Annotated in this window: 26 protein-coding genes; 2 read left to right on the top strand and 24 right to left on the bottom strand. The window is 57.9% G+C overall.

Annotated elements, in window-relative coordinates; genetic code table 11:
* Positions 1 to 14: 14 nt before the first annotated feature.
* From hpaI to hpaG, 6 genes are all read right to left on the bottom strand, one after another.
* The gene (gene hpaI / locus WM95_RS03320; RefSeq protein WP_063409139.1) at positions 15 to 812 is read right to left on the bottom strand and encodes a 4-hydroxy-2-oxoheptanedioate aldolase; all 798 of its coding nucleotides are present in this window, start codon (positions 810 to 812) and stop codon (positions 15 to 17) included.
* A gap of 9 nt (positions 813 to 821) precedes the next feature.
* Positions 822 to 1,625: a 2-oxo-hept-4-ene-1,7-dioate hydratase gene (hpaH, locus tag WM95_RS03325; protein ID WP_023310279.1), complete on the bottom strand. Its 804-nt coding sequence runs from the start codon at positions 1,623 to 1,625 to the stop codon at positions 822 to 824.
* A gap of 132 nt (positions 1,626 to 1,757) precedes the next feature.
* On the bottom strand, positions 1,758 to 2,138 hold the full coding sequence (locus WM95_RS03330) for a 5-carboxymethyl-2-hydroxymuconate Delta-isomerase (RefSeq protein WP_063409138.1): 381 nt from the start codon (positions 2,136 to 2,138) through the stop codon (positions 1,758 to 1,760).
* Positions 2,139 to 2,147: 9 nt separating this feature from the next.
* Positions 2,148 to 2,999, bottom strand: a complete 852-nt coding sequence (gene hpaD, locus WM95_RS03335; RefSeq protein WP_063409137.1) for a 3,4-dihydroxyphenylacetate 2,3-dioxygenase — start codon at positions 2,997 to 2,999, stop codon at positions 2,148 to 2,150.
* Between the two features lie 2 nt (positions 3,000 to 3,001).
* A complete protein-coding gene (gene hpaE, locus WM95_RS03340; RefSeq protein WP_045400869.1) occupies positions 3,002 to 4,468 on the bottom strand; it encodes a 5-carboxymethyl-2-hydroxymuconate semialdehyde dehydrogenase in 1,467 nt (488 codons plus the stop codon).
* Complete coding sequence (gene hpaG, locus WM95_RS03345; protein WP_063409136.1) at positions 4,465 to 5,742, bottom strand: 4-hydroxyphenylacetate degradation bifunctional isomerase/decarboxylase; 1,278 nt, start codon at positions 5,740 to 5,742, stop codon at positions 4,465 to 4,467. Before hpaG ends, hpaE begins: the two co-directional genes overlap by 4 nt.
* Before the next feature lie 271 nt (positions 5,743 to 6,013).
* Between hpaG and hpaR the strand changes: the two genes are divergently transcribed.
* Positions 6,014 to 6,454, top strand: coding sequence for a homoprotocatechuate degradation operon regulator HpaR (gene hpaR, locus WM95_RS03350; protein ID WP_063409135.1), 441 nt, complete (start codon positions 6,014 to 6,016; stop codon positions 6,452 to 6,454).
* Between the two features lie 83 nt (positions 6,455 to 6,537).
* On the top strand, positions 6,538 to 8,202 hold the full coding sequence (tsr, locus tag WM95_RS03355; protein ID WP_059445828.1) for a methyl-accepting chemotaxis protein: 1,665 nt from the start codon (positions 6,538 to 6,540) through the stop codon (positions 8,200 to 8,202).
* A gap of 92 nt (positions 8,203 to 8,294) precedes the next feature.
* Here the strand turns inward: tsr and WM95_RS03360 are convergent, their stop codons facing one another.
* The 18 genes from WM95_RS03360 to WM95_RS03445 form a co-directional block, all read right to left on the bottom strand.
* Positions 8,295 to 8,801 (bottom strand): GNAT family N-acetyltransferase, encoded by a 507-nt coding sequence (locus tag WM95_RS03360; RefSeq protein ID WP_047742901.1) that lies wholly within the window; start codon positions 8,799 to 8,801, stop codon positions 8,295 to 8,297.
* Between the two features lie 29 nt (positions 8,802 to 8,830).
* Positions 8,831 to 9,304: a hypothetical protein gene (locus WM95_RS03365; protein WP_045355049.1), complete on the bottom strand. Its 474-nt coding sequence runs from the start codon at positions 9,302 to 9,304 to the stop codon at positions 8,831 to 8,833.
* Position 9,305: 1 nt separating this feature from the next.
* A complete protein-coding gene (locus WM95_RS03370) occupies positions 9,306 to 10,046 on the bottom strand; it encodes a winged helix-turn-helix domain-containing protein (protein ID WP_088544638.1) in 741 nt (246 codons plus the stop codon).
* A gap of 126 nt (positions 10,047 to 10,172) precedes the next feature.
* The gene (locus WM95_RS03375; protein WP_045355053.1) at positions 10,173 to 11,138 is read right to left on the bottom strand and encodes a Csu type fimbrial protein; all 966 of its coding nucleotides are present in this window, start codon (positions 11,136 to 11,138) and stop codon (positions 10,173 to 10,175) included.
* A complete protein-coding gene (locus WM95_RS03380) occupies positions 11,129 to 13,417 on the bottom strand; it encodes a fimbria/pilus outer membrane usher protein (RefSeq protein WP_231106837.1) in 2,289 nt (762 codons plus the stop codon). The genes WM95_RS03375 and WM95_RS03380 overlap by 10 nt, the downstream gene beginning before the upstream one ends.
* A complete protein-coding gene (locus WM95_RS03385; RefSeq protein WP_047742894.1) occupies positions 13,338 to 14,114 on the bottom strand; it encodes a fimbrial biogenesis chaperone in 777 nt (258 codons plus the stop codon). Before WM95_RS03385 ends, WM95_RS03380 begins: the two co-directional genes overlap by 80 nt.
* A 2-nt stretch (positions 14,115 to 14,116) precedes the next feature.
* Positions 14,117 to 14,611: a Csu type fimbrial protein gene (locus WM95_RS03390; protein ID WP_063409133.1), complete on the bottom strand. Its 495-nt coding sequence runs from the start codon at positions 14,609 to 14,611 to the stop codon at positions 14,117 to 14,119.
* Positions 14,612 to 14,643: 32 nt separating this feature from the next.
* Positions 14,644 to 15,186 (bottom strand): helix-turn-helix transcriptional regulator, encoded by a 543-nt coding sequence (locus tag WM95_RS03395; RefSeq protein ID WP_047173292.1) that lies wholly within the window; start codon positions 15,184 to 15,186, stop codon positions 14,644 to 14,646.
* Positions 15,183 to 15,821: an EAL domain-containing protein gene (locus WM95_RS03400; RefSeq protein WP_047742892.1), complete on the bottom strand. Its 639-nt coding sequence runs from the start codon at positions 15,819 to 15,821 to the stop codon at positions 15,183 to 15,185. The genes WM95_RS03395 and WM95_RS03400 overlap by 4 nt, the downstream gene beginning before the upstream one ends.
* Before the next feature lie 180 nt (positions 15,822 to 16,001).
* Positions 16,002 to 18,293 carry a phosphatidylglycerol--membrane-oligosaccharide glycerophosphotransferase gene (gene opgB, locus WM95_RS03405; protein WP_063409143.1) on the bottom strand — a complete coding sequence of 764 codons (2,292 nt, stop codon included), beginning with the start codon at positions 18,291 to 18,293 and terminating at the stop codon, positions 16,002 to 16,004.
* 270 nt (positions 18,294 to 18,563) lie between these two features.
* The gene (locus WM95_RS03410; RefSeq protein ID WP_072263112.1) at positions 18,564 to 19,046 is read right to left on the bottom strand and encodes a DUF2501 domain-containing protein; all 483 of its coding nucleotides are present in this window, start codon (positions 19,044 to 19,046) and stop codon (positions 18,564 to 18,566) included.
* Positions 19,047 to 19,129: 83 nt separating this feature from the next.
* Positions 19,130 to 19,867, bottom strand: a complete 738-nt coding sequence (gene dnaC, locus WM95_RS03415) for a DNA replication protein DnaC (RefSeq protein ID WP_023310297.1) — start codon at positions 19,865 to 19,867, stop codon at positions 19,130 to 19,132.
* The gene (dnaT, locus tag WM95_RS03420; RefSeq protein WP_023310298.1) at positions 19,864 to 20,409 is read right to left on the bottom strand and encodes a primosomal protein DnaT; all 546 of its coding nucleotides are present in this window, start codon (positions 20,407 to 20,409) and stop codon (positions 19,864 to 19,866) included. The genes dnaC and dnaT overlap by 4 nt, the downstream gene beginning before the upstream one ends.
* A 148-nt stretch (positions 20,410 to 20,557) precedes the next feature.
* Positions 20,558 to 20,986 carry an organic hydroperoxide resistance protein gene (locus tag WM95_RS03425; RefSeq protein WP_023310299.1) on the bottom strand — a complete coding sequence of 143 codons (429 nt, stop codon included), beginning with the start codon at positions 20,984 to 20,986 and terminating at the stop codon, positions 20,558 to 20,560.
* Between the two features lie 83 nt (positions 20,987 to 21,069).
* A complete protein-coding gene (locus WM95_RS03430) occupies positions 21,070 to 21,522 on the bottom strand; it encodes a MarR family winged helix-turn-helix transcriptional regulator (RefSeq protein WP_023310300.1) in 453 nt (150 codons plus the stop codon).
* A gap of 41 nt (positions 21,523 to 21,563) precedes the next feature.
* Positions 21,564 to 22,205, bottom strand: a complete 642-nt coding sequence (locus tag WM95_RS03435; RefSeq protein ID WP_023310301.1) for a TetR family transcriptional regulator — start codon at positions 22,203 to 22,205, stop codon at positions 21,564 to 21,566.
* A gap of 67 nt (positions 22,206 to 22,272) precedes the next feature.
* Entirely contained in the window at positions 22,273 to 22,746 is a 474-nt protein-coding gene (locus WM95_RS03440; protein ID WP_023310302.1) for a threonine/serine exporter, read from the bottom strand.
* Positions 22,737 to 23,513: a threonine/serine ThrE exporter family protein gene (locus WM95_RS03445; protein ID WP_023310303.1), complete on the bottom strand. Its 777-nt coding sequence runs from the start codon at positions 23,511 to 23,513 to the stop codon at positions 22,737 to 22,739. The genes WM95_RS03440 and WM95_RS03445 overlap by 10 nt, the downstream gene beginning before the upstream one ends.
* Positions 23,514 to 23,756: the final 243 nt, after the last annotated feature.

Below are 23,756 nucleotides of genomic sequence, written 5' to 3' on the forward strand. Positions count from 1 at the left end.
TCCAGATCTTACGTTTAGTAGACGGATTTATTGTTATTAACTGACGTAACCGGTTGTTCGATAAAACGTGCCGCCAGCGCTTCGGCGCTGCGGGCGAGCAGGGTGGTGTCGACGCCGACGGCGACAAACAGCGCGCCAAGCTCGAGGTAGCGTTTCGCCAGCGGCTCGTTCGCCATCAGGATGCCGGGCGCTTTGCCCGCGCTGAGGATCTGCGCGATAGCCTGCTCAATGGCGGCCTGCACCTCCGGGTGCTGCGGATTGCCGGCAAAGCCCATGTCGGCGCTCAGATCCGCCGGGCCGATAAACACGCCGTCGACGCCTTCCACGTCCAGGATCTGCGGCAGGTTTTTCAGCGCCTCGCGAGTTTCAATCTGTACCAGCACGCACATCGCGTCGTTGGCCTGCTGCAGGTAATCGGGAATGCGGTTCCAGCGCGAGGCGCGCGCCAGGGCGCTGCCGACGCCGCGAACGCCCGCGGGCGGGTAGCGGGTGGCACGCACTGCCTGCCGCGCTTCGTCGGCGTTTTGCACCATCGGCACCAGCAGGGTTTGCGCCCCCACGTCCAGCAGCTGTTTGATCTGCACCGGGTCGTTCCACGACGGGCGCACCACCGGCTGGCTGGGATAGGGCGCGATGGCCTGCAGCTGGGCTAAGACGGTTTGCACATTATTCGGCGCGTGCTCGCCGTCGATCAGCAGCCAGTCGAAGCCTGCCCCCGCCAGCAGCTCTGCGCTGTAGCTGCTGGTGAGCCCCAGCCATAAACCGATTTGCGGGCGGCCAGCCTGCAGCGCCGCTTTGAATGCGTTTTGCATGGTCCTCTCCTAAACAAAGCGGCAGCTGATGGAGCCCATGTTGCCGTAGTCGACGTGGAAGGTGTCGCCTCTGCTGGCGGACACCGGGCGGGTAAAGGAGCCGCCGAGAATAATCTGGCCGGGCTCAAGCTGCACGTCGTACGGTGCCAGCTTGTTCGCCAGCCACGCCACGCCGTTCGCCGGGTGGTTAAGCACGCCTGCGGCGACGCCTGTCTCTTCGATCACGCCGTTGCGGTAGAGCAGGGCGGAGATCCAGCGCAGATCCAGTTCGTCGGGCTTAATCGGGCGGCCGCCGAGGATCACCCCCGCGTTGGCGGCGTTATCGGAGATGGTGTCGAACACCTTGCGCGGGCGCTGGGTTTCCGGATCAACGTTGTGACAGCGGGCGTCGATCAGCTCCAGCGCGGGGATGACGTAGTCCGTAGCGTTGTAGACGTCGAAGATCGTGCAGTTCGGGCCGCGCAGCGGTTTCGCCAGCACGAAGGCCAGCTCCACTTCGATGCGCGGAACGATAAAGCGATCGACCGGGATGTCGCTGCCGTCGTGGAAAAACATGTCGTCCAGCAGCGCGCCATAGTCCGGCTCGCTAATCTGCGAGCTGGCCTGCATCGCTTTGGAGGTCAGGCCGATCTTATGGCCCTTCAGCACGCGGCCTTCGGCGATTTTCAGGCTGACCCATTCGCGCTGAACGGCGTAGGCGTCTTCAATGGTGATCTCCGGGTAGTCCAGCGAGATCGCGCGGATCTGCTCCCGGGTTTGTTCCGCCTGATGCAGGCGGTGGGCGATCAGGGTATGGGTGTGTTTGTCGAGCATGGCGATATCCTGTTTTACGTTTGTTTTCTCCCTCTCCCCGTGGGAGAGGGTCGGGGTGAGGGCATCAGGCCGCATAGATTTCCCCTCACCCTAACCCTTTCCCAAAGGGACAGGGGGCTGGCCGTGCCGGTATTACTTAAACAACGCGTGCATGTTGTTTTGTTTGTAATTGAGCGTCGTGTGCAGCTCGTCGAGCTCGAACGACAGCGCCAGATAGCGGTCGGCCATCAGCTCCGCGAAATGTGCCTTGATCAGCGCAAAAAGCATCTCCCCCACGGCTTCCCGGCTCTCCAGGCTGCGCCCGGCGCCAATCTTCAGCGTCATATGTACAAAGGCGTAGTCGTGCCTGCCGTCGGCCATCTGCCAGGTGTCCAGCCAGTGGGCGCGGCTGCGGATGCCGCCGATGGGGAAGATGCCCGTGGCGGCCAGCGCCTCGTTGACTTTGGCGAACAGCCCCGGCAGGTCCGCCTGCTCGCGGATGTTGTCGGTACATTCAGCAATAAAGTGCGGCATGGTGACTCCTTACGCGGGCAGCGGGAAAACGGCGTTAACCTGGCCGGTGCCGGAGCTGGCGAACAGCTCGGTGAGGAACTCCACCTTACCGTCGTACTGGTCCCAGCCGAGCATCCCCAGCAGCATCACCGTGTCGTGCATGTTGCCCTCGCCGTAGCAGTAGTCGGCGTACTCCGGCAGCATGCTGCAGAATTCTTTGAACTGCCCCTCGCGCCACAGCTTCACCACGCGCTCGTCCATCTGACGGTCGAACTCGCGGGTGTAGCTGTTCATCCCTTCCTCCGCGCGCTGGTCGTCGATAAAGCGGTGCGATAGCGAGCCGCTGGCGAGCACCGCCACGGTGCCATCGTATTTCTCAATGGCGCTGACGATGGCCTCGCCCAGCCTGCGGCTGTCGGCGAAGTCGTGAACCGTGCAGAACGCCGAGATGGAGACTACTTTGAAGTGTTTATCCGCGTTCATGTAGCGCATCGGCACCAGCGTGCCGTACTCCAGCTTGAGGCTCGGGATGTTGTGCGCTTTGGCGCGCACGCCGAGCTTCACCGCCTCGTCGGCGATCAGCTGGCCGAGTTCCGGGTTGCCGTCGTAGTCGTAGGTCATGTCGCGGATAAAGTGCGGCAGCTCGTTGCTGGTGTAGACGCCCGAAAAATGGTCCGCACAGTTAATGTGGTAGGCGCTGTTCACCAGCCAGTGGGTGTCGAACACGATGATGGTGTCCACGCCCAGCTCGCGGCAGCGCTTGCTGATTTCTTTATGCCCGTCGATGGCCGACTGGCGGCAGCCGTGGTTTTTCCCCGGCAGTTCGGAGAGGTACATCGACGGCACGTGGGTGATTTTTGCCGCTAACGCTAATTTACCCATGGTCAGATCCCCCACTTTGGAATCGGATGGTCGCCCATGGAGATGCAGACGTTCTTCATCTCCGCGAACACTTCAAAGCTGTACTCCCCGCCCTCGCGGCCGGTGCCGGAGGCCTTCACGCCGCCAAACGGCTGGCGCAGGTCGCGCACGTTCTGGGTGTTGACGAACACCATCCCCGCTTCGATATTCCGTGCCAGGCGCAGTACCTTGCTGACGTCCTGGGTCCAGATGTACGACGCCAGGCCGTACTCCACGTCGTTGGCCAGGCGCAGCCCTTCCGCTTCGTCCTTAAACGGCAGCAGGCAGGCCACCGGCCCGAAGATTTCTTCCTGCGCCACGCGCATGCGGTTATCGACGTCCGCCAGCACGGTTGGTCGCAGGAAGTTGCCGCCCTTCAGGTGCGCAGGCAGGTCGGTCGGTTTGTCCGGGCCGCCTGCCAGCAGGGTTGCCCCTTCTTCAATGCCGAGGCGGATGTAGCCGGAAACCTTCTCCCAGTGCTGCTGGCTGATGAGCGCGCCGATCTGGGTGTTCGGATCGGTCGGATCGCCTACGCGCAGGCGGTTGGCGCGCTCGGCAAAGCGCTTCACGAATTCCGGGTAGATGCTCTGCTGGATGAAGATGCGCGAGCCCGCGGTGCAGCGCTCGCCGTTGATCGAGAAGATAGTGAACAGGGCGGCGTCCAGCGCGCGCTCGATGTCAGCGTCTTCAAAAATTAGCACCGGGGATTTGCCGCCCAGCTCCATGGAGTACTTCTTCAGCCCGGCGTTTTTCATGATGTTGCGCCCGGTGGCGGTGCCGCCGGTGAAGGAGACGGCGCGCACGTCGTGATGGCGCACCAGCGCGTCGCCCGCCGTCGCGCCGTAGCCCTGCACCACGTTGAGCACGCCCGCCGGAATGCCCGCCTCCAGCGCCAGCTCGCCCAGACGGTCGGCGGTCAGCGGGGAGAGTTCAGACATCTTCAGCACCGCGGTGTTTCCGAGAGCCAGGCACGGCGCAACCTTCCAGGTGGCGGTCATAAAAGGCACGTTCCACGGCGACACCAGCGCGCAGACGCCCACCGGCTGCACCAGGGTGTAGTTGAGCATCTTGTCGTCGACCGGGTAGGTTTTGCCGTTCATCTGCTGGCACACCTCGGCGAAGAACTCGAAGTTGTGCGAGGCGCGCGGAATCAGCACGTTTTTAGTCTGGTGGATCGGCAGGCCGGTATCGGCGGTTTCCATGGCGGCGATCTCGGGCACGTTCTGGTCGATCAGGTCGCCCAGACGACGCATCAGGCGCGCGCGTTCCTTCATCGGCAGGTTGGCCCATTTCGGGAACGCCTCTTTGGCGGCGGCGACGGCCTGGTGAATTTCAGCTTCACCGCCGGAGGCGACTTCTGCCAGCACCTCGCCGGAAGCCGGGTTGGTGGTGTGGAAGTACTCGCTTCCGGCAACGTTTTTACCGTTGATCCAGTGGTTAATCTTTTTCATTTTGCAGTCTCCTCGCTGACAATTCGGTTCACCAGGCGTCCCACGCCCTCCACTTCCACCACCACCTCATCGCCCGGCACCACGTCGGACAACCCCTTCGGCGTGCCGGTGGCGATCATGTCGCCAGGCTGCAGGGTCATAAAATCGCTCAGGTACGCGATCAGGTACGGGATGCTGAAAATGAGATCGGCGGTGGTGCCTTCCTGGCGCAGCTCGCCGTTAACGAAGGTGCGCAGGGCGAGGTTGTGCGGATCGGGAATTGCCGCTTTCGGCACGATGTGGGGGGAAATGGGCGTCAGCCCGTCGCGGCTTTTTACCCGCAGGTTCGGGCGGTAGTAGTTTTCCAGGTAGTCGCGGATGGCGTAGTCGTTGCAGACCGTATAGCCCGCAACATAGTCCATCGCCTCGGCTTCGCTGACCTTACGCGCGGTTTTACCGATGACTACCACCAGCTCCGCTTCGTAATGCATGTATTCGATATTGTTCGGGCGCACCGACGTCTGGCCGTCGCCGTTGAAGGTGTTTGGCGCTTTGATAAATACCAGCGGCTCGGTCGGCGGCTTAAAGTCCAGCTCGCTGGCGTGATCGGCATAGTTCAGACCGAGGGCAAACAGCGTGGCGTGCGGCGGCGTGCTGTGCGTGATAGCGACGTCGTGTTCATCCACCACCGGGTTTTCCAGCGGCGGAAAGCCTTCTGCCAGAATACGCACGCGATCGCCCGGGCGGATCTCCACGCGGCTTTGCGGGGTGCCGAGCAGGATCGCATCGCCGGGATTGAGGGTGGCGAACTCGCTCAGGGCGCTCAGCAGTTCGGCGGCGTTACGCTGAAGATCGGCCGTGCTCCAGTGATCCGCTTCGCGGCCGTTGATCTCGGTGATGATGGTCAGGTTATCCACGTTACCAACGGCGACAAGTTCGCCGAGCGGGCAAAATCCGTCCCGGCATTTGGCCTTGATGGCCGGGCGGTAGAAGCTCTCTTCCGGCAGGCTCACCTCGTTGGCGAGCGCATATCCCGCGATGTACTCCGCGGCGTCCTCCGGGCGCACCTTGCTGGCGGTTTTGCCCACGACCAGCGCCACCGTCGCACCGCTCAGCACCGTTTCCCCGTGAGGGAAGGGGATCGGCTCGCCCGCACGAATCACCGTGTTATGCGGCTTGATAAACCACACCGCCGTTTTCGGCGGCGTGTTGTAGGGCGCTTTTTCAAAGGCCTCACGCCAGGCTTCACGCTGGCTTTGATGGTTGAGGGCGACGGCAAAAACGGTACCTTTCATTCATATACTCCTCACCCCGGCAGTCCGGGTTGTTATTTCATTAATATGTTAATGATCTGGTTTTATGCTTTTGCTGTTTATTTCGCAATCAGAAGTGAAAGATTTGTGATGGGAATAACAATAAATTTACATTCTGTGATTTGTTTATAGTAAAATCATAGAGTTAATAAAATTATTGGGTTTCTGTTAGACTTTTTGACGGAAAACGTGTTGTTTATAAAAACATCTTTTAGTGATTGTTTACTTGTTAATGATGTTAAGGGGAAAGGCTATGCATGATTCATTAACCATCGCGCTGCTGCAGGCGCGGGAAGCGGCGATGTCGTACTTCCGCCCGATCGTGAAGCGCCATAACCTGACCGAGCAGCAGTGGCGCATTGTGCGCGTTTTGGCTGAGCATCCGTCGATGGATTTTCACGATCTGGCGTTTCGCACCTGCATCCTGCGCCCGAGCCTGACCGGCATTCTGACTCGGATGGAGCGCGACGGCCTGGTGCTGCGCTTAAAGCCGGTGAACGACCAGCGCAAGCTGTACGTGTCGCTAACCAAAGAGGGGAATGCGCTGTATGAACACGCCCAGGCGCAGGTCGAAGAGGCGTATCAGCAGATCGAGGCGGAATACACGCCGGAGAAGATGAAACAGCTGACGGCGCTGCTGGAAGAGTTTATTGAACTCGGAAACCGGCATAACGCAGCGCGGGAAGAAGTGTAAAAACCACAAATTCCAGGATGATTTTCGTAAAGTTTTCCCTTTCCAGGCCGAAAATTCTGTATCTGTCTGAGGAAAGAGAAAACATGTTAAACCGTATCAAGATTGTCACCAGCTTAATGCTGGTTTTAGCGATATTTGGCCTTTTACAACTCACGTCCGGTGGTCTTTTCTTTAATGCCCTTAAGAATGACAAAGAGAATTTCACCGTCCTGCAAACCATTCGCCAGCAGCAATCCACGCTGAACGCCAGCTGGGTCGCGTTGCTGCAAACCCGTAATACCCTGAACCGTGCGGGTATCCGCTACATGATGGATCAGAGCAATATCGGCAGCGGTGCGACCGTTAACGATTTGATGCAAATCGCGTCAACGTCTCTGAAACAGGCGGAAAAAAACTGGGCTGCCTACGAAGCCCTGCCGCGCGATCCGCGTCAAAGCGATGCGGATGCCATGGAGATCAAGCGCAACTATGATATTTACCACGGCGCGCTGGCGGAGCTGATTCAGCTTCTGGGTGCCGGCAAAATCAACGCCTTCTTCGACCAGCCGACCCAGAGTTATCAGGACGGTTTTGAGAAGCAGTATGTGAGCTATCTGCAGCAGAACGACAAGCTGTACCAGACGGCGGTCGAAGACAGCAACAGCTCCTTCAGCCAGGCTATCTGGGTGCTGATCGGCGTCCTGATTGCCGTGCTGGTGGTGATCGTGGCCGTCTGGCTCAACATCAAGCAGACGCTGATCTCTCCGCTGAATCGTCTGATCGACAACATTCGCCATATCGCCAGCGGCGACCTGGTGAAGCGCATTGAGGTTCAGGGCACCAACGAGATGGGTGAACTGGCCGACTCGCTGCGCCATATGCAGGGTGAGCTGGTGCGTACCGTTGGCGACGTGCGTAACGGCGCGAACGCGATCTACAGTGGCGCGAGCGAAATTGCGATGGGCAATAACGACCTCTCTTCCCGTACTGAACAGCAGGCCGCTTCCCTGGAAGAGACCGCTGCCAGCATGGAGCAGCTGACGGCGACCGTTAAGCAGAACGCCGAAAACGCCCGTCAGGCGAGCCATCTTGCGCTGAGCGCCTCTGAAACCGCGCAGAAAGGCGGCAAAGTGGTGGATAACGTGGTGCAGACCATGCGTGATATCGCGGGCAGTTCGCAGAAAATTGCCGACATTATCAGCGTGATCGACGGCATCGCCTTCCAGACCAACATTCTGGCACTGAACGCGGCGGTAGAAGCGGCGCGTGCGGGCGAGCAGGGTCGTGGTTTTGCGGTGGTGGCAGGTGAAGTACGTAACCTGGCCCAGCGCAGCGCCCAGGCGGCTCGCGAGATCAAGAGCCTGATTGAAGACTCCGTGGGCCGCGTGGAAGTGGGCTCAACGCTGGTAGAAAGCGCCGGTGAAACCATGGGTGAGATCGTGAACGCGGTGACCCGCGTAACGGACATCATGGGTGAAATCGCCTCTGCGTCTGACGAGCAGAGCCGCGGTATCGACCAGGTGGGTCTGGCGGTAGCTGAGATGGATCGCGTGACCCAGCAGAACGCCTCGCTGGTTGAGGAATCTGCCGCAGCGGCGGCCGCTCTTGAAGAGCAGGCGAGCCGTCTGACTCAGGCCGTGGCGGTGTTCCGCATTCAGCAGGAGCAGATGAAAGCGCGCGAGTTCGCTGCGGCTAAAGCGGTTTCCACGCCGGTGATGGCGCGTAAAACCGCGACGGCCGATTCAGGCGATAACTGGGAAACGTTCTAACTCGGTGCGTTGTGCCGGGTGGCGGCTGCGCCTTACCCGGCCTACGGCTCAGGGTTTTGTAGGCCCGGTAAGCGAAGCGCCACCGGGCGATATTACAGAGGCAGGCGCATGGCGCAGCGCGTTTCAAAGGCGAAACCGTGCGCTGCCTCTTCTTCCCTTTTCTGACGCAGTTCAGGCGTCAGCGTCGTCATTTTTTCAAACCCCAGCCGCGCATAGAACGGCGCATTCCACGGTACGTCCCTGAACGTCGTCAACGTCAGCGCTGTCAGCCCTCTTTTACGGGCATGGTCTGCCACGCAGGCGATGAGCTGCCTGCCGATCCCTTTTCCCTGCCAGTCCAGATCAACCGAGAGTTCGACAATAAACAGTGATGAAGGATGGGCCTCGGCAAGGATAAACCCGACGGGCTGGTCGTTCGCCAGCGCCAGCCAGCTTAGCCCACGTTCGACATACTCAAGGTGCTGCTCAGTGGAAATGACCTCGCCGTCGGCAAGCCAGGCGAGATCCGGGCTTTCACGAAAGCGCTCGCCCGCCGCGCGTTCAATGGCGGGCAGGGCGATAATGTCGTGAGGAGTAGTGGGGCGAATGCGAATATTCATGGCGGGAAGTATAGCCTGACCCGTCGGCATTATTCCGAGCAGATCAACACCGGCGAGTAAAAATTGCTGATCACCAGCGCGTCTTCCGGCGTGCGCTCTATCGTCAGGAGCCTTTTATTGCCCAGCGTCAGGCCCGCGACGTACTTTTCAAAGACTCCTGGCGGCATGGCATCGTGGCTAAAACGCTCCACTTTTTGAATAGCGATCTCATACAGTTCGCCCTCCACGTGACGCCATTTAAACATCTCCTGGCGGGAAACCTCCCAGCTGCGCGGGGCATTCACCACGCTGCCGTTTAGCGTGATGTATCCCGTTTTGTCGGGATGAAAACGCATAATGATCTCACCGTCAAAGGTGAAATCGTGGCTGTCGCGCCTGTCGGAGAAGGTCAGGTTTCCATCGCAGGCTACCGAGAGCGGGGGCGTGTGGAAGTACCAGGCCAGCGCGGCGCCCAGCAGCAGCAGGTTCAGGATCAGGATTAGCCAAACTTTTTTGTGTCTCATATCACCACTCGTAATAGTAAAGCGTACGACAGGCGCTGGCTTTACCCCGCGTGAGGGAACACTGGGAGAGCACCAGCCGCCCTTCGTGGCCGTAGAAAAGCGTTCTCTGAATGTGCATGTAGAAAATCGAATTTTTCAGGCACGGAAGATGGCCGTCCTTTTGAAGCGTTTGCGCGAGCGTAATCGCCTTCCCGTGAAAAACGTCCGCCAGCGGCGTAAAGGTGTAGACCGGACAGGTGCCGATATGCGTCAGCAGATGGATCTCCCTTTGTGAATTTTCTGGCTTGATGAGCGCGATCCAGAGGCATAGCGCAACGACGACCAGCGTGAGCGCGCCGCAGAACAGCCATTCCGGGCGAACGCGCCTTGCCGGTTTCGCCGTTTCGGCGGTCGGTGGGGCCTCCTCAAGCGGGGTGACCATGACGTCTGCGCTGAGCATAAAGCCTGTTTTCGGTACGGTAACGATAAAGAGCTCGTCGGGAAGCAGAGTCGCCAGCATTTTGCGCAGAATGCTGATGTACTGGTTTAAGGAGTTGTTAGACCCCTGGAGCCCTCGCCGATCCCAGACTTCCTGAAGAAAGGTTTCCCGTTCGACCACGTTCCCATGATGCTGAACCAGCAGCCTCAGGATGGTATTCGCCGTACAGGTGAGGAGCTGCGCATCTTCATCCGGCGCATTGATAAGAGAAACAGAACCGTCCTCGTCGTTATAGACGATGGCGTCAGCAATCAGGTATTTCATAAGTTCTTGTAATAAAAACAGAGATAACGAATAAAAAGAGAAGGCTTACGCCTTCCGGGCAGCACTGCTGGCTATTTTAACGCCACTGTTACCGATAACATTGATCCAGACAGGATTTTGGGTGGTTTAATAAGTCAGCGTGATAATCACGTCATCAATAAATTCCCCGGTACCGGTTAGCGGCTGTGCCGGGACTTCGCCGTAAACGGTGTAGTTCTGGGTGCCGCCTGCAGGGTTGGTGACCTGCAGCGCATCACCGCTGCTTTGATCCCCCCAGCGTTGCGTGGCCGCCTCATCCTGCCAGAGCCCGTAGCGCAGGCACTGGCCCTCGCTGTTACAGAGCTGCCGCTGACTACCGCTGGCATGGTTGCCATTGCCCATGGCAAGGGTGAACGCGATTCCGGCCGGACAGCGCGTGGTGACGGTGGCGGTGGATCGCGTCGGGCGCAGGGTAGCGGTGCTGGTCAGGGTGCCGAAGTTAAGCGGCGTCACGCGCTCGATGTAGCATCCCTGGCTGATTTCGGCCTGCGCGCTGGTGCCGCCCTGCACCTGCTCTCCCTCAGCAGAACCGTCCGAGCAGTTTTGCAGCGCATCCTGACGCACCGCGCTGTGCCAGGCGATGCGCAGATTCATGTTGTAGTTGTAATAGTGGTATGCCGGGAGCTGGCTTTGCCCTGCCGGAATGGTAGCGATAAGCGGAAAGATACCGCTGACGTTGGCATTGCTTTTCGCGGCAAGGGTCTGCTGGATCAGGTTGCCGTTGCTGGCAGGCCCCAGCTCCTGAGAGCGCGCTGCGCCGTTAAGCAGGCGGAAGAGGAGAGTGTACTGTTTCCCCTCCTGATCCCCCTGCGAGATCATCTCAAAGGGCGGTGCATCAACGCTGCTCAGGCAGACGTTGATATATTCCATCCTGCCCTCGTTGTCGACCTGGTCGGCCTGGCAGCTAAATTTGACCTCGGTGTTGACGGAGGTTGTGTTGCCCGCCACGACGTTGCCAAAGTTAATGGCGGGCGTGGAGGTTATCCAGCAGGCTGCCGCCATCGCCTTCACGGACAGGACGAGCAGCAATAATAATGGCGCCCTTAATGACACAGTTGTTCTCCGATATTCTGTATTGATGACGCGGTACGCGGCGCCGGAAGCGTGACCCGGCACTCTCCCTCACCGGTCTTCACCACCAGTTCACCCGGTAGGGGCGGATCTTCAAGCCAGATAAAGCCGTCGCGTCCTACGATGGTGGCACCCTGCGGCGTTGACACGACGCTGCCCAGCGGGAGCGGCCTGCGGCGGCTGTCGACCAGCCGGGCCTGAACCGTGACGGCGTGATGGACGTTAAAATCGACTTTTACCGCGCTGCTGTTGCCCGGTCTGGCGTGCATGTCGGTGACGGGTGCGATCACGTCGGCAGGCAAATCGAGCGGGTTAATGCTGACTTTGCTATTGTGGTAACGCGGCAGGTCGGTCAGCAGGAGATAACCGTTCTTATCCGTTTCACCGGCCGGGCGGTTTTCCAGCATCACCGGTACGTGCCCAATGCCGTGCGTTGACACCAGCGCCATGCCCTGCTGGATATAGCGCAGCGCGTGCAGGCTGCCGTCCAGCAGCGTCAGGCTACCTTCGGCTGAGGCGTACTGGTTGCCCTGGTGAGCACCTTGCTGCAGCCCAACGTGCCATTCGCCCGCCCGGCCCAGATAGCCTACGTCCGCATATCTTTCACGTCGTTCGCCAAAGCCATGGCCCAGCTCCCATGACCAGCCGCCGGCCTCATCGTCCGGCTGGTGGCGGTAATCCATGCGCGGTTTATCCCGGCTGGCCTGGACGGAGAGCGTGTCCCCGCGACCCAATGGGACGGAAAACAGCAGCTGAACGTGACTCGATGAATCCGTAAACGAGCGGGTATAGCTCAGCGTGGTGGAGATGTGTGCCGGCAGCGACAGCGACCAGGAGGCGTTGAGGTAGCGCTGTGTGCTGCCCTGAATGTTTTGCTGTACCCAGCCCGCGCCCACGGTGCCGAAGTGGGGGACGGAGTGGCTTACCCAAACGCTGTCGCTGCGTCTGACGGGCGCAGCACCGCTCATGCGGGCGTTGTCGGCGAAATCCGCCCCGGTACGGACGGTGCTGGCTGAAATGCCCGTTCCTCTGCCGCTCCACTGCCAGCCGAGGCCCCACTGAACGCCCTGGCCGTAAGGGCTGTCGCTCACGGCAATGTGCTGGCTGACCACCCCTACGGCGGGAGAGACCAGCCAGTCAGTGCCCATACCTACGTTGCGCAGCCTGCGCTGCTGCTCCGTATGCAGTGCCAGCGTCAGGTGATTATTAACCCCATAGCGCCAGCCCGCGTCCAGCAGAGGCGAGGCGGCATAGTCGTCGGAATGCAGGGCGTAGTTTTCCCGCATCCAGCCGATGTCCAGCGAGCCGCTGCTGAGCCCTTCCGCCAGCATGCCCGGCGCGCCGTAGAGATCGAGCTGTACGGCGCGACGCTGGCCGTTGATATCGGTAATGACCACCTCCGCCTGCCCGCTTCCGGTGAAGGAGGGCAGGGTATCCAGCAGAAAGTCTCCCGGCGTGACGCGCTGGCTGCTCTGCTTAAGACCGTCGATATACAGATCGACCGTGGAAGGCAGTACGGCGGTGTCGCTGTAGCGGCTGCGCGGTTCGGTATTGAGCTGGGGATTGAGTTCAAAATTACGCGCCCAGTGTAGCCCGCCAAAGCGCACCTGCCGGCTCCAGCGGGTGCCGGTGGTGATGCTATCGCCCAGCGCCAGCGTGGTCAGCGAGTCGGTGTTATCCCACTGCCAGCGGGTTTCGAGACGCGTGTGGGTCGGTCGACCGGCGCTGTTTTCCTCCCCGGCATGGCTTGAAAAACTGCTGCTGAACGTTCCGGGTAGCCCTCCGGACGCGGTCAGTATGGTCTGGGCATTAAGCTGGCGTTTCCCCTGCGCGTCGCTGGCGTAGAGCGCGTATCCGAGCGTGTAAGCGTTGACGGGCTGCGCATCAGGATAGCGAAACAGCGGCGTGGGCTTTGCGACGGTCAGATGCTGCTGGCCCTCGAACGCCTCTGCCTCTGCGGTAATCGACACCTGCTGGGACAGCACGTCGAGATTGACCTTCAGGCCCGGCAGGGACGTCAGTTCAACCCACCCGGCGCCATCGTCCGGGGCGTGAAGCCCCAGCTTTTTCATGTCGCTGCGGCTTATCCATAGCGCATTATCCACCACCCGGCAGGCCCAAAGCTCTCCTCGCGGAGCGTGGTTCACGGTAATCGCCAGCCATTGCACGGTGTCGGCGGGTTCAGTCCGGGCTGACAGCATGAGCGGTACCCAAAACAGGAGCGCGAGAAGCGAGCGGGCGCAGGGGTATCTGGCTGGCATGGTGGTCATCATTGAGGTAGACGCGCAGCGTGCTGAGCGCGTGTCGTGAAGCCTGCTTAAGCGGTAAAAGGGTGGTTTGTCCCGGGAGCACATAGCCCGCCAGGCCTTTAATCGACCCTACAACCTGCCCATCGGCCGTCAGGGCCTCAAGGTGGCTCAGACGGATGTGGCGGTTTCCGGCGTTAAAACAGCGGAGGGTAGCCGGCATTTCTGCCTGCTCACAGCTCAGTGCATCGTGGCTGGCTGGCGCGTCCTGGTTCCCGGCAATAAACACCGGAATCGAGTAGCGCAGCAGGAAGTGCACCGCGTTGGGATTGGCGGCACGGGACGTGGCGTCCGGCAGCTCGTCAATGACCAGCCGGTAACTTTGCTCCTGTGCACGGACGCCAGGCTGCATGACGATAATGCGCACCAGCTGCTGCTGGCCCGGCGCCAGTGATGTCATCGCCGGGCTGCTGACCACCTCCCCGGTGGCCACCAGAACATCTTTACCGTTTTTTTGCATCCATTCGTACACCCGAATCTGCGCATGGATGGCCGCTTTCCCACTGTTAGTGAGATAGACCGCCGCTGCCCGCTGATTGCTCTGCAGGTCGAGCGTTACCGGGGCCACCTGAAGCGTGGCGGCCAGCGCGTAGCGCGACAGCAACGCCAGCATCATGAGCCACAGAATGAAGCAGGGAAGGTAGCGACGCACGATCAGTACTCCAGTTTTAACGTGATATCGTCGCTGTAGGTACCTGCCTGGGCGGTTGTCAGCGCCCCGGCGTCAATGACGCCATACAGCGTTTCCTCCTGTTCCGGACCGTTGCCGGTATCGTCCAGGCCATTCGTGTCGGTGATTTGCGTCTGTTTGCCTTCGTCGGCAAAGAGTTTCCACGCAATCTTCTGCGCGCCCGTTTCGCCGTTTTCCGGCTTCAGCCAGAAGGTACCGTTTTCGCCGTCGTTGCTGGTGGCTGTGAGGGTGAAAGGCGTGCCGTTGGTACAGACGATATCGACCTGCGTTTTGGCCTGGATTTCGCTCGACTCATCGGAGCCGTGACGCGAGAAGTTGAGGTCGTTGGCTTTAAGGGTGCACGACTTCACGACCTCAAGTGATACGTGCATCGTCGCGCTTGCGGTACTGTCTGCGGCGATCGCAGCAGCAGGAAGCAGGAGAACGGAACAACTTACAAGGGTGGGAATAATTTTCATGATCTTATTTCCTGACGTGAGTAACAGTGCAATTACAAAGCGAATGACTGAGCGTCCAGCAGGCAGAGTTTTCGATGGAATTCCGCCAGGCTGTGACAACAAAATTTGTTCATCGCGTTACGCTTGTGGGTGTAGATCGTTTTAGGGGACTTATTCATGATTTTTGCGATGCGAACCGGACTAAATCCTTTATGGAGCAACATGCAAACCCGCCTCTCCTGATGCGAGAGCGTGGCGGCGTTTTCGATGGCGAATGTCGTGTCGCTAAAACAGTGGCTTAGCTGCGCAAACGAGAGGTTGTCCGCGACCACTCGGACCCGCTCGTTGCGCAGGCAGGCGTGAACGTCGCAGACCCGCGCGGCATCCGTAAATACCAGCCAGTTCTCTCCAGCGTGTGTATTAAGCAGCCGTTCCTGCAGGTGCAAAAGCCCTTCAGGATTAACGTCATGGATCCAATACATCTCCGGGCGAGGGGTAACGGCCGTCGAGATCATCGAAGTGAGGCCAAGCCATAAAAACGTATTCCCGCTCAGAACGATAACCTGATAACCAGCATTCGGAATGAAAGGGGTCATTTTCTACCCCACAGATAGCCCTGGCCGTAATCGGCCGCGCTGGCGCGGGCCAGCGCGAAATCACCCGCGGTTTCGATGCCTTCGATCAGCACCTTGCTGGCGACGCGCTTGCACTGGCGGGTGAGATGCAGAAACTTTGCCTGCTCGATCCGCCCGTTCCAGAAGGTATGTTTGTCAATTTTGATGCCGCAGAAGCGGATCTGGCTGGTCAGAAGATCGGGAAGAAGGTCTTCGCAGACATCGTCTGCCCACACTTCTATCCCCCACTGATGGAGCGTCGCGATGCATTTCCGCAGTGCCAGGCTTTGCGTATCCTTGAGCTGGACCATCGTATGGAGATCGGTGACCTCGATAGCAAGTCTCTCCGGGCAGGGTGTCTCTTCTTTTAGCCTGTCGAGGAAGTCCGTTTCCAGCAGTAAATCCGATGTCGCATTGAGATAATACTTGTCACCATCCTTGCAAAACATGGCATGACGAAGCTGCGCAAAGAAGTGCGCTTTACGCTGCGTCGCGGGCATCGAGCCAAAGTAATCTTCAAGATTGACGTGGGGCTTTGCCGTAGACAATACCTCCCAGGCAATCACATTTTCACTGCGCAGTGCCCGGATGGATTCGAACTTATAGCCGGTTAGCATGATAAAAGTGCGTAACGCTCCGTTGTGATTTCAGGAGCCGCACATTTTATGGATTTGTATTTTGGCGGGATATTTATAGATAAAAATGGCTTATATAAAGTGTTTTTATCTAATTTATAAGCATTATATAGGATTATTTATTTTCATAAGCGCCCGACAGCACGCCGGGCGCGACGCGTGTTAACCCGCTTTGCTGACGATTTTGATTTCAACCATGCCGATCCCGAGCTCGCGCGGTGAGTGCCCAAGGATATTTCCCTCGTTCGTGGACTGCGGGTCCGGCGGCACGATCACCAGGGTATTGCTGCGCGAAGGATTCTCAAAATGCAGCGTCTGCGTGCTCACGTCGTTCCCGAGCGTCAGCGTCTGCTCCCGATCGCCCACGCGCACGGGTACGGGCTTGTTAGCGTTAGGGCCATACGCTCTGGCGGTGATCACCAGGTCGAACTGTTCCGGCAGCGGGTGGGCGTACTCAATTTTCACCTCGTTGCCCAGCTGCGCGTTTGACCAGCGTCCCCAGGACTCAGGACGCGAGATGCCGCTAAACTGCTTCACTTCCTCGGGCGCGCCGGCCACGTTAAAGATAAAGCTGTCCGCTTTGTAGCGAATATCATTATCGCTGACTTTTAGCATGTCGATGTTGTGCTGATAGCGCGCGGTATCAATCACCGTATCGTTGAACGCGGTTTTGCCTTTCCACTGGGCTTTATCCACGTGCTGCACGGTTTGCTCCCCGCCAAGCTGGCCCTGAGAGACGCACCAGTCGGTAGAAAGCGCCAGCGGCTGCGACCAGAGCTGGCCCATTTTGTAACACCGGTCGACCCAGACGAAATTATCGCGTGGGGCAAAATCGGCCAGCTGATAGCGCAGCGGCGCAGAATATTCGCTTTCCGGCAGCGGCTCGACGCGCCCCTCCGACACGCGCACCAGCAGCGGCAGACGGAAGCTGCTGCCCGAGAAGGCAATCGTATTTTTATCCCGATCGACGGTGAAGTCTTTCATCTCTTTCGGGAAGTTCCACAGGCGGATAATGTCTGGCTTCCAGGCGAGGATTTTATCCTTCATGTTGAGGAACACTTCCGACAGGGATTGTCCCGACAGCGTGCTGCGGCCCAGGCCAATAAAGTTGTCGCCGCCCAGAATGTCCAGCACGGTTGCGCCGTTATCCATGGAGTTGCGTTTGGTGGCAATTACCTCCTGCTGCGGCTGGTCGCCGCGCAGGACAAAGAACAGGTTGCTGCGGTCCTGCTTGTTGAGCCGATCCCAGGCGCTGTTTTTCATCGCCAGATGGTCAGACGAAACGACGATGACGGTGTTTTTAAACCAGGGCGAGGCTTTGATTTTCTCGACCAGCGCGGCAATGTGCTCCTGACTGCAGGTGACGGCGCTGAAGGACTTGTTGTTTTTGCCGTCCACGTCGTAGCTTTTGCGTTTGCAGCTGCGCGAGACGAACCCGTCCGGATGGTGGGTATCCACCGTCAGCGCAAAGAGGGAGAAACGCTTGCCCGCGCGGGAAAGCTCCTCGAATTTCTTCCAGGTTTCGTCGAGTACCGTATCGTCATAGAAGCCCCAGTCGTTGCGGTAGCTCGGATCGGCAACCGTCGTTTTTAACTCTTCTGAGCCATACAGGTGGTCAAAACCGTGGGATTTCAGGAACACGTCTTTTCCGGCAAAGCGCAGGTTTGCCCCCTGCACAAAATAGTTTTCGTAGCCGGAGTTTTTCAGGATATCGCCGAGGCAAATATTCTGGGGGAAAAACGTCGACATTGAGGCTGAGGCGTTACCTTCAAAAGGCGCGAACAGCGGGATACCGCACTGGGAGGCAACCATACCGGCAATCGTATAATCCGTGCCGGGCAGCTGCATGGTGTGGCTGAAATCGAGACCTTCATTTTTCAGCGCGCCCAGGTCCGGCGTCAGGTTGGGGAAGGCATCGTTATCAAAGTACGTGCGCTCCAGGCTTTCACCGTAGATGTAGACCAGATTGAGCTTCGGGCTGGCGATCGTTTTGGACGGTTCTTTGTAGTAAGCCGCGAAATCCGGATCGCCGTCGCGAGACTGGGATTTCACCAGCTCGGTGATCTGATGGAACGCCGGGCTGGCGTCGACGGAGGCCAGCGCCAGGAACAACGCCAGCATGCTATAGCCATGATGGTGCGGGTGATGGCGACGTCGGCGCAGCACCCAGGCCAGCGCGCCAAAAATCGTCACCAGCGCGACGATAAGGCCTAGCCCCGGAAGAATGTATTTGCCCACGCCCGCGCCCGTCAGGCTGTTCGTCAGCGTGTAGAGCACCGCATCGTTAATACCGTCACCGGTAAAATAGTCGCTGGCGTATAAGGTAATGTTTAAAATAATAAAAATGCCGAGTACTACCAGCGTGGCGATAAACCACCAGGTGTGACGGCCGGCTTTCCAGGCGTAAACGCCGACAGAAGCCAGAAAAAGGATAAGAGACATGAATTCTGACAACAGCATATCCTCATGACGCCAGGTGCTTCGCTGGCTAACTGTTTATTTTTTGGGTCATACAATGTAATTGCGATGTCGTTAAGCTGCAATTTTAGTGTCACGAAAGTGTGCTGTTGTTAGGATTTGGTTTAGAAAATCGTTTTTATGAAGAAGGTCGCATCCTGACAAACGGACGCTGAGACGGTGGCAACCAGGAAAAACGCTCGTTTAGCGCCGCGTTGCAAGACTATCGCATTAAACGCGGCGTGTTGTGGCATAAAATGGGGTGGATCAGGAGATGAAATTAACGCCTTGTTTCAGCACCAGATCGCAGGCTTTGGTTTTCACCTGTTTGGCCAGAGAAGAGTTGCCGAGGGTACTCAGGTTAAGCTGCTGTCCGTTCTGCGCGTTAAGCAGGCCCTGAATGCCGTCCATATAGTTGGTGTCCGCTTTTTGCTCCTGAGTATCCAGACCCAGTTTACCCAGCACCTGGTTTTTCACGTTTTGCGCGTCGGTCACGGAGGCCAGCTTTTGCTTCGCGCAATATTCCAGAATCCCCGCCGCGTTGTTCATCGTGCCCGCGCTGAGGCTCTGAGAGCTGCTGCCCAGCAGGCTGGTGAGGGAAGAGGCGGAGAGTCCACCCTGAGAGCTGCTGCTCTCTTTGGTCAGCTCATTTGCCGCGCTTGACAGGGACTCCTGCCAGGACGCCGCTTGCGCTGCGCCGGTAACCAGCAGCGCGCCTAAAAAGGTGCTGATTAGAATCTGTTTTTTCATCATGGCTCTCTCAAAAAGGTCCGTTTTGGGCCGAAGGGGTTCCAGTATATACCTATGCCCTGGCGGCGATTCCTGGAACTGTCTTAATACTCTTTGCCGGTAACGCGGCTGCGGTAACTTTCCCAGTCGAAGATGACATAAAGACTATTACCCAGCTTCATGCGGTCCATGACGCGTTCACCCAGTAAGCGGGTCATCTCGTCGATATTGTGGTTCGTCAGCATGCCGGTGGGGCGCTTGGACGAGGAGCGGCGGTCGACAATCTGGTTGATGATCACTTTTTCATAGCGGGATTCTGTCTGAACGCCAATCTCGTCGATGACCAGTAAATCAACATTGCTCAGATCGTTGAGCAATTGCTCTTCGCTGGTTTCGCGGTTGCTGAAGGTATCTTTCATCGCGGACATGATATCGGCCACGGTGATGATAAGAACCGATTTACCCCGCAGAAGCAGCTCGTTGCAGATAGCGGCTGCAAGGTGGTTTTTTCCGGTGCCCGGCTTGCCGCTAAAGATGAAGCTGGCGATATTGCCGTCGAATTCATCCACGTACTGACGGGCGGCGGCAAGGGCGTTCATCTGCCCGCTGGTCTCGATTTTATAGTTATCGAACGAGCAGTTCTGGTGCAGGGGACGTATACCGGAGCGGTTAAAGGTGCGCTGCATTTTCATCGCCCGGTTTTCCCGGGCGAGCGCGGCGGCGCGGATCTCACCTTGCTCTTTTTGCCACGCCAGAAGCTCTTCACCCGTGGTAAACGCGGGCTTCACGTTGGCAGGCATCATTTTTTGCAGACGTTTCATCAGGTCGCCGACGTTCTTCATTTCGCACCTCGGAATCCGCTGGGGATCTGTTTATCCGGTTCGGAAAACGCGTTGATATCGCGTTTGGGCTGGCCGTTGTTGCCGGCGCGGGTAATTTGAAGATGACGCGCGAGCTTTTGCTGCCATTGAATATGGGTGAAGACTTTCCCTTCCGCCTGCCACCAGGCGGTAAACGCGGCGAGCTCTTCCGCGGTGGCCGGCTGGGTTAGCGCAATGCCCCACAGCGCGGCCTGCCGCTGAAAATCCGCATCCGGCTGCCAGCCCGCGTACAGGGCAAATTTTCCCATCGGAACGGTCAAGGGGACGTTAACCGGTTCATCAAAGAACTGGTTGTCCAGCGTGATATCGCTCGCCGGGCGTGACAGTTGCGCTTCAATCTCCAGAAGCTGCGCCAGGCGTTCCGGCGTGATTGCGTAGAACGCCGGCGCGTTGTCGGCAAATACCGCAACCGTGCCGCCTTCGGCATGGGTCAACACACCGCGTGGGTCGCGCATAAAGGCATCAATGCCAGCAATGCTGGTGGTCAGAATTCTGGAGGACATAACGCTTACTCTACTGATTACTACGGGCGTGATATGGGCTTATGGTAGCACAGAGAGAGGAAAGGGAAGGAGGGGATTTCCCCGGTGGCGCTGCGCTTACCGGGGCTACAGTCATAGACCTGATAAGCGCAGCACCATCAGGCATTTATCACGCGATGATATTCAGGGTCACGTCGATGTTGCCGCGGGTCGCGTTAGAGTACGGGCAAACAATGTGCGCCGCATCGACCAGCTTTTTAGCTTCCGCGGGATCCATACCCTCAACGTGGATGTTCAGTTTTGCCTCGATACCAAAACCGGTTGGCAGCGGTCCAATACCCACTTCGCCTTCAATAAAGGCATCTTTTGGCAGGGTGAATTTGTCGCGTGCGGCCACGAACTTCATCGCGCCCAGGAAGCAGGCAGAGTAGCCCGCAGCAAACAGCTGCTCAGGGTTAGTTACTTCTCCGCCCATGCCGCCCATCTCTTTTGGCACGCCCAGTTTTACGTCCAGTACGCCATCGGAAGATGTCGCGCGGCCGTCACGGCCACCGGTTGCTTTTGCTTTGGCGGTATAAACAACTTTTTCTAAAGACATGGCAGGTTCCTCATCTTGCTTTAATGTGTGCTATTAAATAGCGTGCGATATATATGGGTGATAATCACGCATAAAGTATAGCTTTACGCGCGGTGTAGCTGTTGTCGCAAAAGTTCGAGCTGCTGTTTGAGCGCCAGCAAAGTGTCGGTATCACACTGCGCCGCGCAACCCACCGCATGGGGAATACCCAATGCCTGCTGCTGCAGTTCACGTCCCGCTTCACTCAGGGTGACGGCGACCTGGCGTTCGTCTTTGCGTGAACGATGACGGTTGATTAACCCGGCACTTTCCAGCCGCTTCAAAAGCGGCGTCAGGGTCGCAGAGTCCAGAAACAGGCGTTCGCCGATGTCCGACACCGTGACGTCATCCTGCTCCCACAGCACCAGCATTACCAGATATTGCGGGTAAGTCAGGTTCAGCGGTGCCAGCAGTTGCCGGTACAGCTTGTTAAGCGCCAGATTTGCCGAATAAAGGGCAAAGCAGAGCTGGTTATCCAGCTTGAGCGCAGCGGTTGCGTCGTTCGTTTTCGCGTTCATGAGATGAATATAGGTAGTGTGCGATTTAATTGCAAGCAATTTTATGGGCAGGTGTAGCGGAGCGCCACCTGAACGGCCATTTTGCGGTAGTGCTGGCGCTGAGCCTGTTCATCCGCTCCGTCTTCAAACAGCAGCGTAAAGGTGTAACTGTTGGCAACGTAGTGAAAGCTGAAGCTGCTTATCAGGCGGTGAAGATCGCGCGCGTCAACCGTCTGGCTGAAGAGCTGCTTTTCTTTGCCCCGGTGCAGGATGCCCTCCAGCAGGTCGAGCGCGCTACGGTTGACCTGGCGAAGATAGCTCGACTGCTGCATAAAGCGGCCCCGCTGCATGTTTTCCATGCAGATAATCCGGATGTAGTCCGGGTGGTCGGCATGATAGTCAAAGGTGGCTTCAACCAGATTGACCAGCGCTTCGACGGGGGGCATTCCCGCCAGGCTTAGCGCTTTTTCACTGGCGCGAATCTGGGTGTAAACGTGTTCCAGAACCAGGAGATAGAGATTCTCTTTATTCTTAAAATGGTAAACCACCATGCGTTTGGTGGTACCCGCTTTCTCCGCGATCTGCTCCATGCGGGCACCGTTCAATCCATACTCGGCAAAAAGCGCGATGGCGCTCTGAAAAATTTTCTCTTTCAGGCTGGATTCTTCGCTGTGCTCGGGGTGTTCGCTGCCAGGGTTAGCCACATCCTTTCCTTATTTTCACCAAACGGACCAGAAGGATTATCTCCATGGCAGCGAAATAACACAAATATCAAACGCGTGGGCGTTTGCGGTACAGCCACAGTCCGGGGATCGACAGCCCAATAGAAAGCGCGCCGACGATGGACGAGGCCTTAAGAAAGTTGCTCAGGAGGAGGATCATCTGCGGCTCAGTGTAGCCAAAATGGCTGATTTTCACCGCGGAAATCATCGCCGTATACGCAGATATGCCCGGGAACATCGGGATCACGGCGGCGACGGTGAACACCTTTGGATGCGCCAGATACCAGCGCGACCACTGGATGCCGATACTGCCAACCAGCATGGAGGCCATAAATGTCGACCATTCGATGTTAAATCCTGCGGTCATCATCACCATTCGCGAGCCATGACCAATCGCGCCCAGCAGCGCACACCACCGCAGAGCGCGTTGCGGAACGTTAAACACCATCGCAAAGCCGACGGCAGGAATGGCGGCCAGAAGCATGTCCTGTGCCAGCGCCAGCAGAAAATCTATCACGCCCATCCGCGTAACCCCCAGAGCGTCATGGCCATCACTACGCCGATGCAGGTCGCCAGCGTCAGCAGGCTGGCAATAGCCCAGCGTGCCAGACCGGTATTGATGTGTCCTTTAAACATGTCGGCAACGGCATTGATCAACGGAAAGCCCGGAACAAGCAGAAGCACGCTGGCGGCCATGGCAATCGTCGGGGTAGTGGCAAACTGCGGCAGGCGCAGCAGCAGGCCGGAAACCGTGGTGGCGACAAACGCGGTAATGCAGAAGTTAATTTGCGGATGCAGCTGCCGGTGCGTCAGCAGCTGGCGAACATACATGGCGATACTGCTGGCAAAAAAGGTGACGATCGCGCCGTCCCAGCCGCCTTTATTGAGTTTACAAAAGCAGGCGCAAGACAGCCCTACCATCACCACGACAAGCCAGCGCGGATAACGTAATGGCTTAATTTGGCTGAACCGTTTTTCAATCTCACGAAGATCGAGAAGCTTATGTTCAGCAAGGATGACGATGTGCTGCACTTCGGTTACGACGTGCATGTTAATGCCGCGGTCATGGTTTTTGCGGGTGGAGGTCAGGCACTGTCCGTCTTTGATCGTGGTCAGCACGATGGCGTTGGATGAAATAGCGCTTTCAACGCTATCCATACCCAGCGCCAGTCCCAGCCGGGTGGAAAGCTCCTCAACCAGCGCGCTTTCCGCGCCGTGCTGGAGCAGAAAAAGACCGCACTGAATACATAGCCGCGTGATAGCACGCTGCGTTGACCGATCTGCCTGCATGTATTGTCCTGAAGAAGGTGGAAAGTTGCCGGTTGGCCCATAGCGATTATTTTTAGCACAAAGTGCAGTGCCTCTTGCTGTGGGTCAGATCAAGGTTTATGCAAACAGTTGCTGCCCTTAAGTGCGGAAGGGATTGGGATTAATTCATCATTTTGGTGAATTATTAATATTAAAATATAAGTTATTTATATTTAGTTATTCTAATTTTATATTGTAGTTATTTTAATGACACTGCAATTAAAA

It is taken from the genome of Enterobacter cloacae complex sp. ECNIH7 (assembly GCF_002208095.1).
GTDB lineage: Bacteria > Pseudomonadota > Gammaproteobacteria > Enterobacterales > Enterobacteriaceae > Enterobacter > Enterobacter cloacae_M.

Bases quoted from the DNA above. Each gene is read 5' to 3' on its own strand.
- hpaI (WP_063409139.1), bottom strand. From the start codon at position 812: ATGCAAAACGCATTCAAAGCGGCGCTGCAGGCTGGCCGCCCGCAAATC.
- hpaH (WP_023310279.1), bottom strand. From the start codon at position 1,625: ATGCTCGACAAACACACCCATACCCTGATCGCCCACCGCCTGCATCAG.
- WM95_RS03330 (WP_063409138.1), bottom strand. From the start codon at position 2,138: ATGCCGCACTTTATTGCTGAATGTACCGACAACATCCGCGAGCAGGCG.
- hpaD (WP_063409137.1), bottom strand. From the start codon at position 2,999: ATGGGTAAATTAGCGTTAGCGGCAAAAATCACCCACGTGCCGTCGATG.
- hpaE (WP_045400869.1), bottom strand. From the start codon at position 4,468: ATGAAAAAGATTAACCACTGGATCAACGGTAAAAACGTTGCCGGAAGC.
- hpaG (WP_063409136.1), bottom strand. From the start codon at position 5,742: ATGAAAGGTACCGTTTTTGCCGTCGCCCTCAACCATCAAAGCCAGCGT.
- hpaR (WP_063409135.1), top strand. From the start codon at position 6,014: ATGCATGATTCATTAACCATCGCGCTGCTGCAGGCGCGGGAAGCGGCG.
- tsr (WP_059445828.1), top strand. From the start codon at position 6,538: ATGTTAAACCGTATCAAGATTGTCACCAGCTTAATGCTGGTTTTAGCG.
- WM95_RS03360 (WP_047742901.1), bottom strand. From the start codon at position 8,801: ATGAATATTCGCATTCGCCCCACTACTCCTCACGACATTATCGCCCTG.
- WM95_RS03365 (WP_045355049.1), bottom strand. From the start codon at position 9,304: ATGAGACACAAAAAAGTTTGGCTAATCCTGATCCTGAACCTGCTGCTG.
- WM95_RS03370 (WP_088544638.1), bottom strand. From the start codon at position 10,046: ATGAAATACCTGATTGCTGACGCCATCGTCTATAACGACGAGGACGGT.
- WM95_RS03380 (WP_231106837.1), bottom strand. From the start codon at position 13,417: ATGCCAGCCAGATACCCCTGCGCCCGCTCGCTTCTCGCGCTCCTGTTT.
- WM95_RS03390 (WP_063409133.1), bottom strand. From the start codon at position 14,611: ATGAAAATTATTCCCACCCTTGTAAGTTGTTCCGTTCTCCTGCTTCCT.
- WM95_RS03395 (WP_047173292.1), bottom strand. From the start codon at position 15,186: ATGACCCCTTTCATTCCGAATGCTGGTTATCAGGTTATCGTTCTGAGC.
- WM95_RS03400 (WP_047742892.1), bottom strand. From the start codon at position 15,821: ATGCTAACCGGCTATAAGTTCGAATCCATCCGGGCACTGCGCAGTGAA.
- WM95_RS03410 (WP_072263112.1), bottom strand. From the start codon at position 19,046: ATGAAAAAACAGATTCTAATCAGCACCTTTTTAGGCGCGCTGCTGGTT.
- dnaC (WP_023310297.1), bottom strand. From the start codon at position 19,867: ATGAAGAACGTCGGCGACCTGATGAAACGTCTGCAAAAAATGATGCCT.
- dnaT (WP_023310298.1), bottom strand. From the start codon at position 20,409: ATGTCCTCCAGAATTCTGACCACCAGCATTGCTGGCATTGATGCCTTT.
- WM95_RS03425 (WP_023310299.1), bottom strand. From the start codon at position 20,986: ATGTCTTTAGAAAAAGTTGTTTATACCGCCAAAGCAAAAGCAACCGGT.
- WM95_RS03430 (WP_023310300.1), bottom strand. From the start codon at position 21,522: ATGAACGCGAAAACGAACGACGCAACCGCTGCGCTCAAGCTGGATAAC.
- WM95_RS03440 (WP_023310302.1), bottom strand. From the start codon at position 22,746: ATGGGCGTGATAGATTTTCTGCTGGCGCTGGCACAGGACATGCTTCTG.
- WM95_RS03445 (WP_023310303.1), bottom strand. From the start codon at position 23,513: ATGCAGGCAGATCGGTCAACGCAGCGTGCTATCACGCGGCTATGTATT.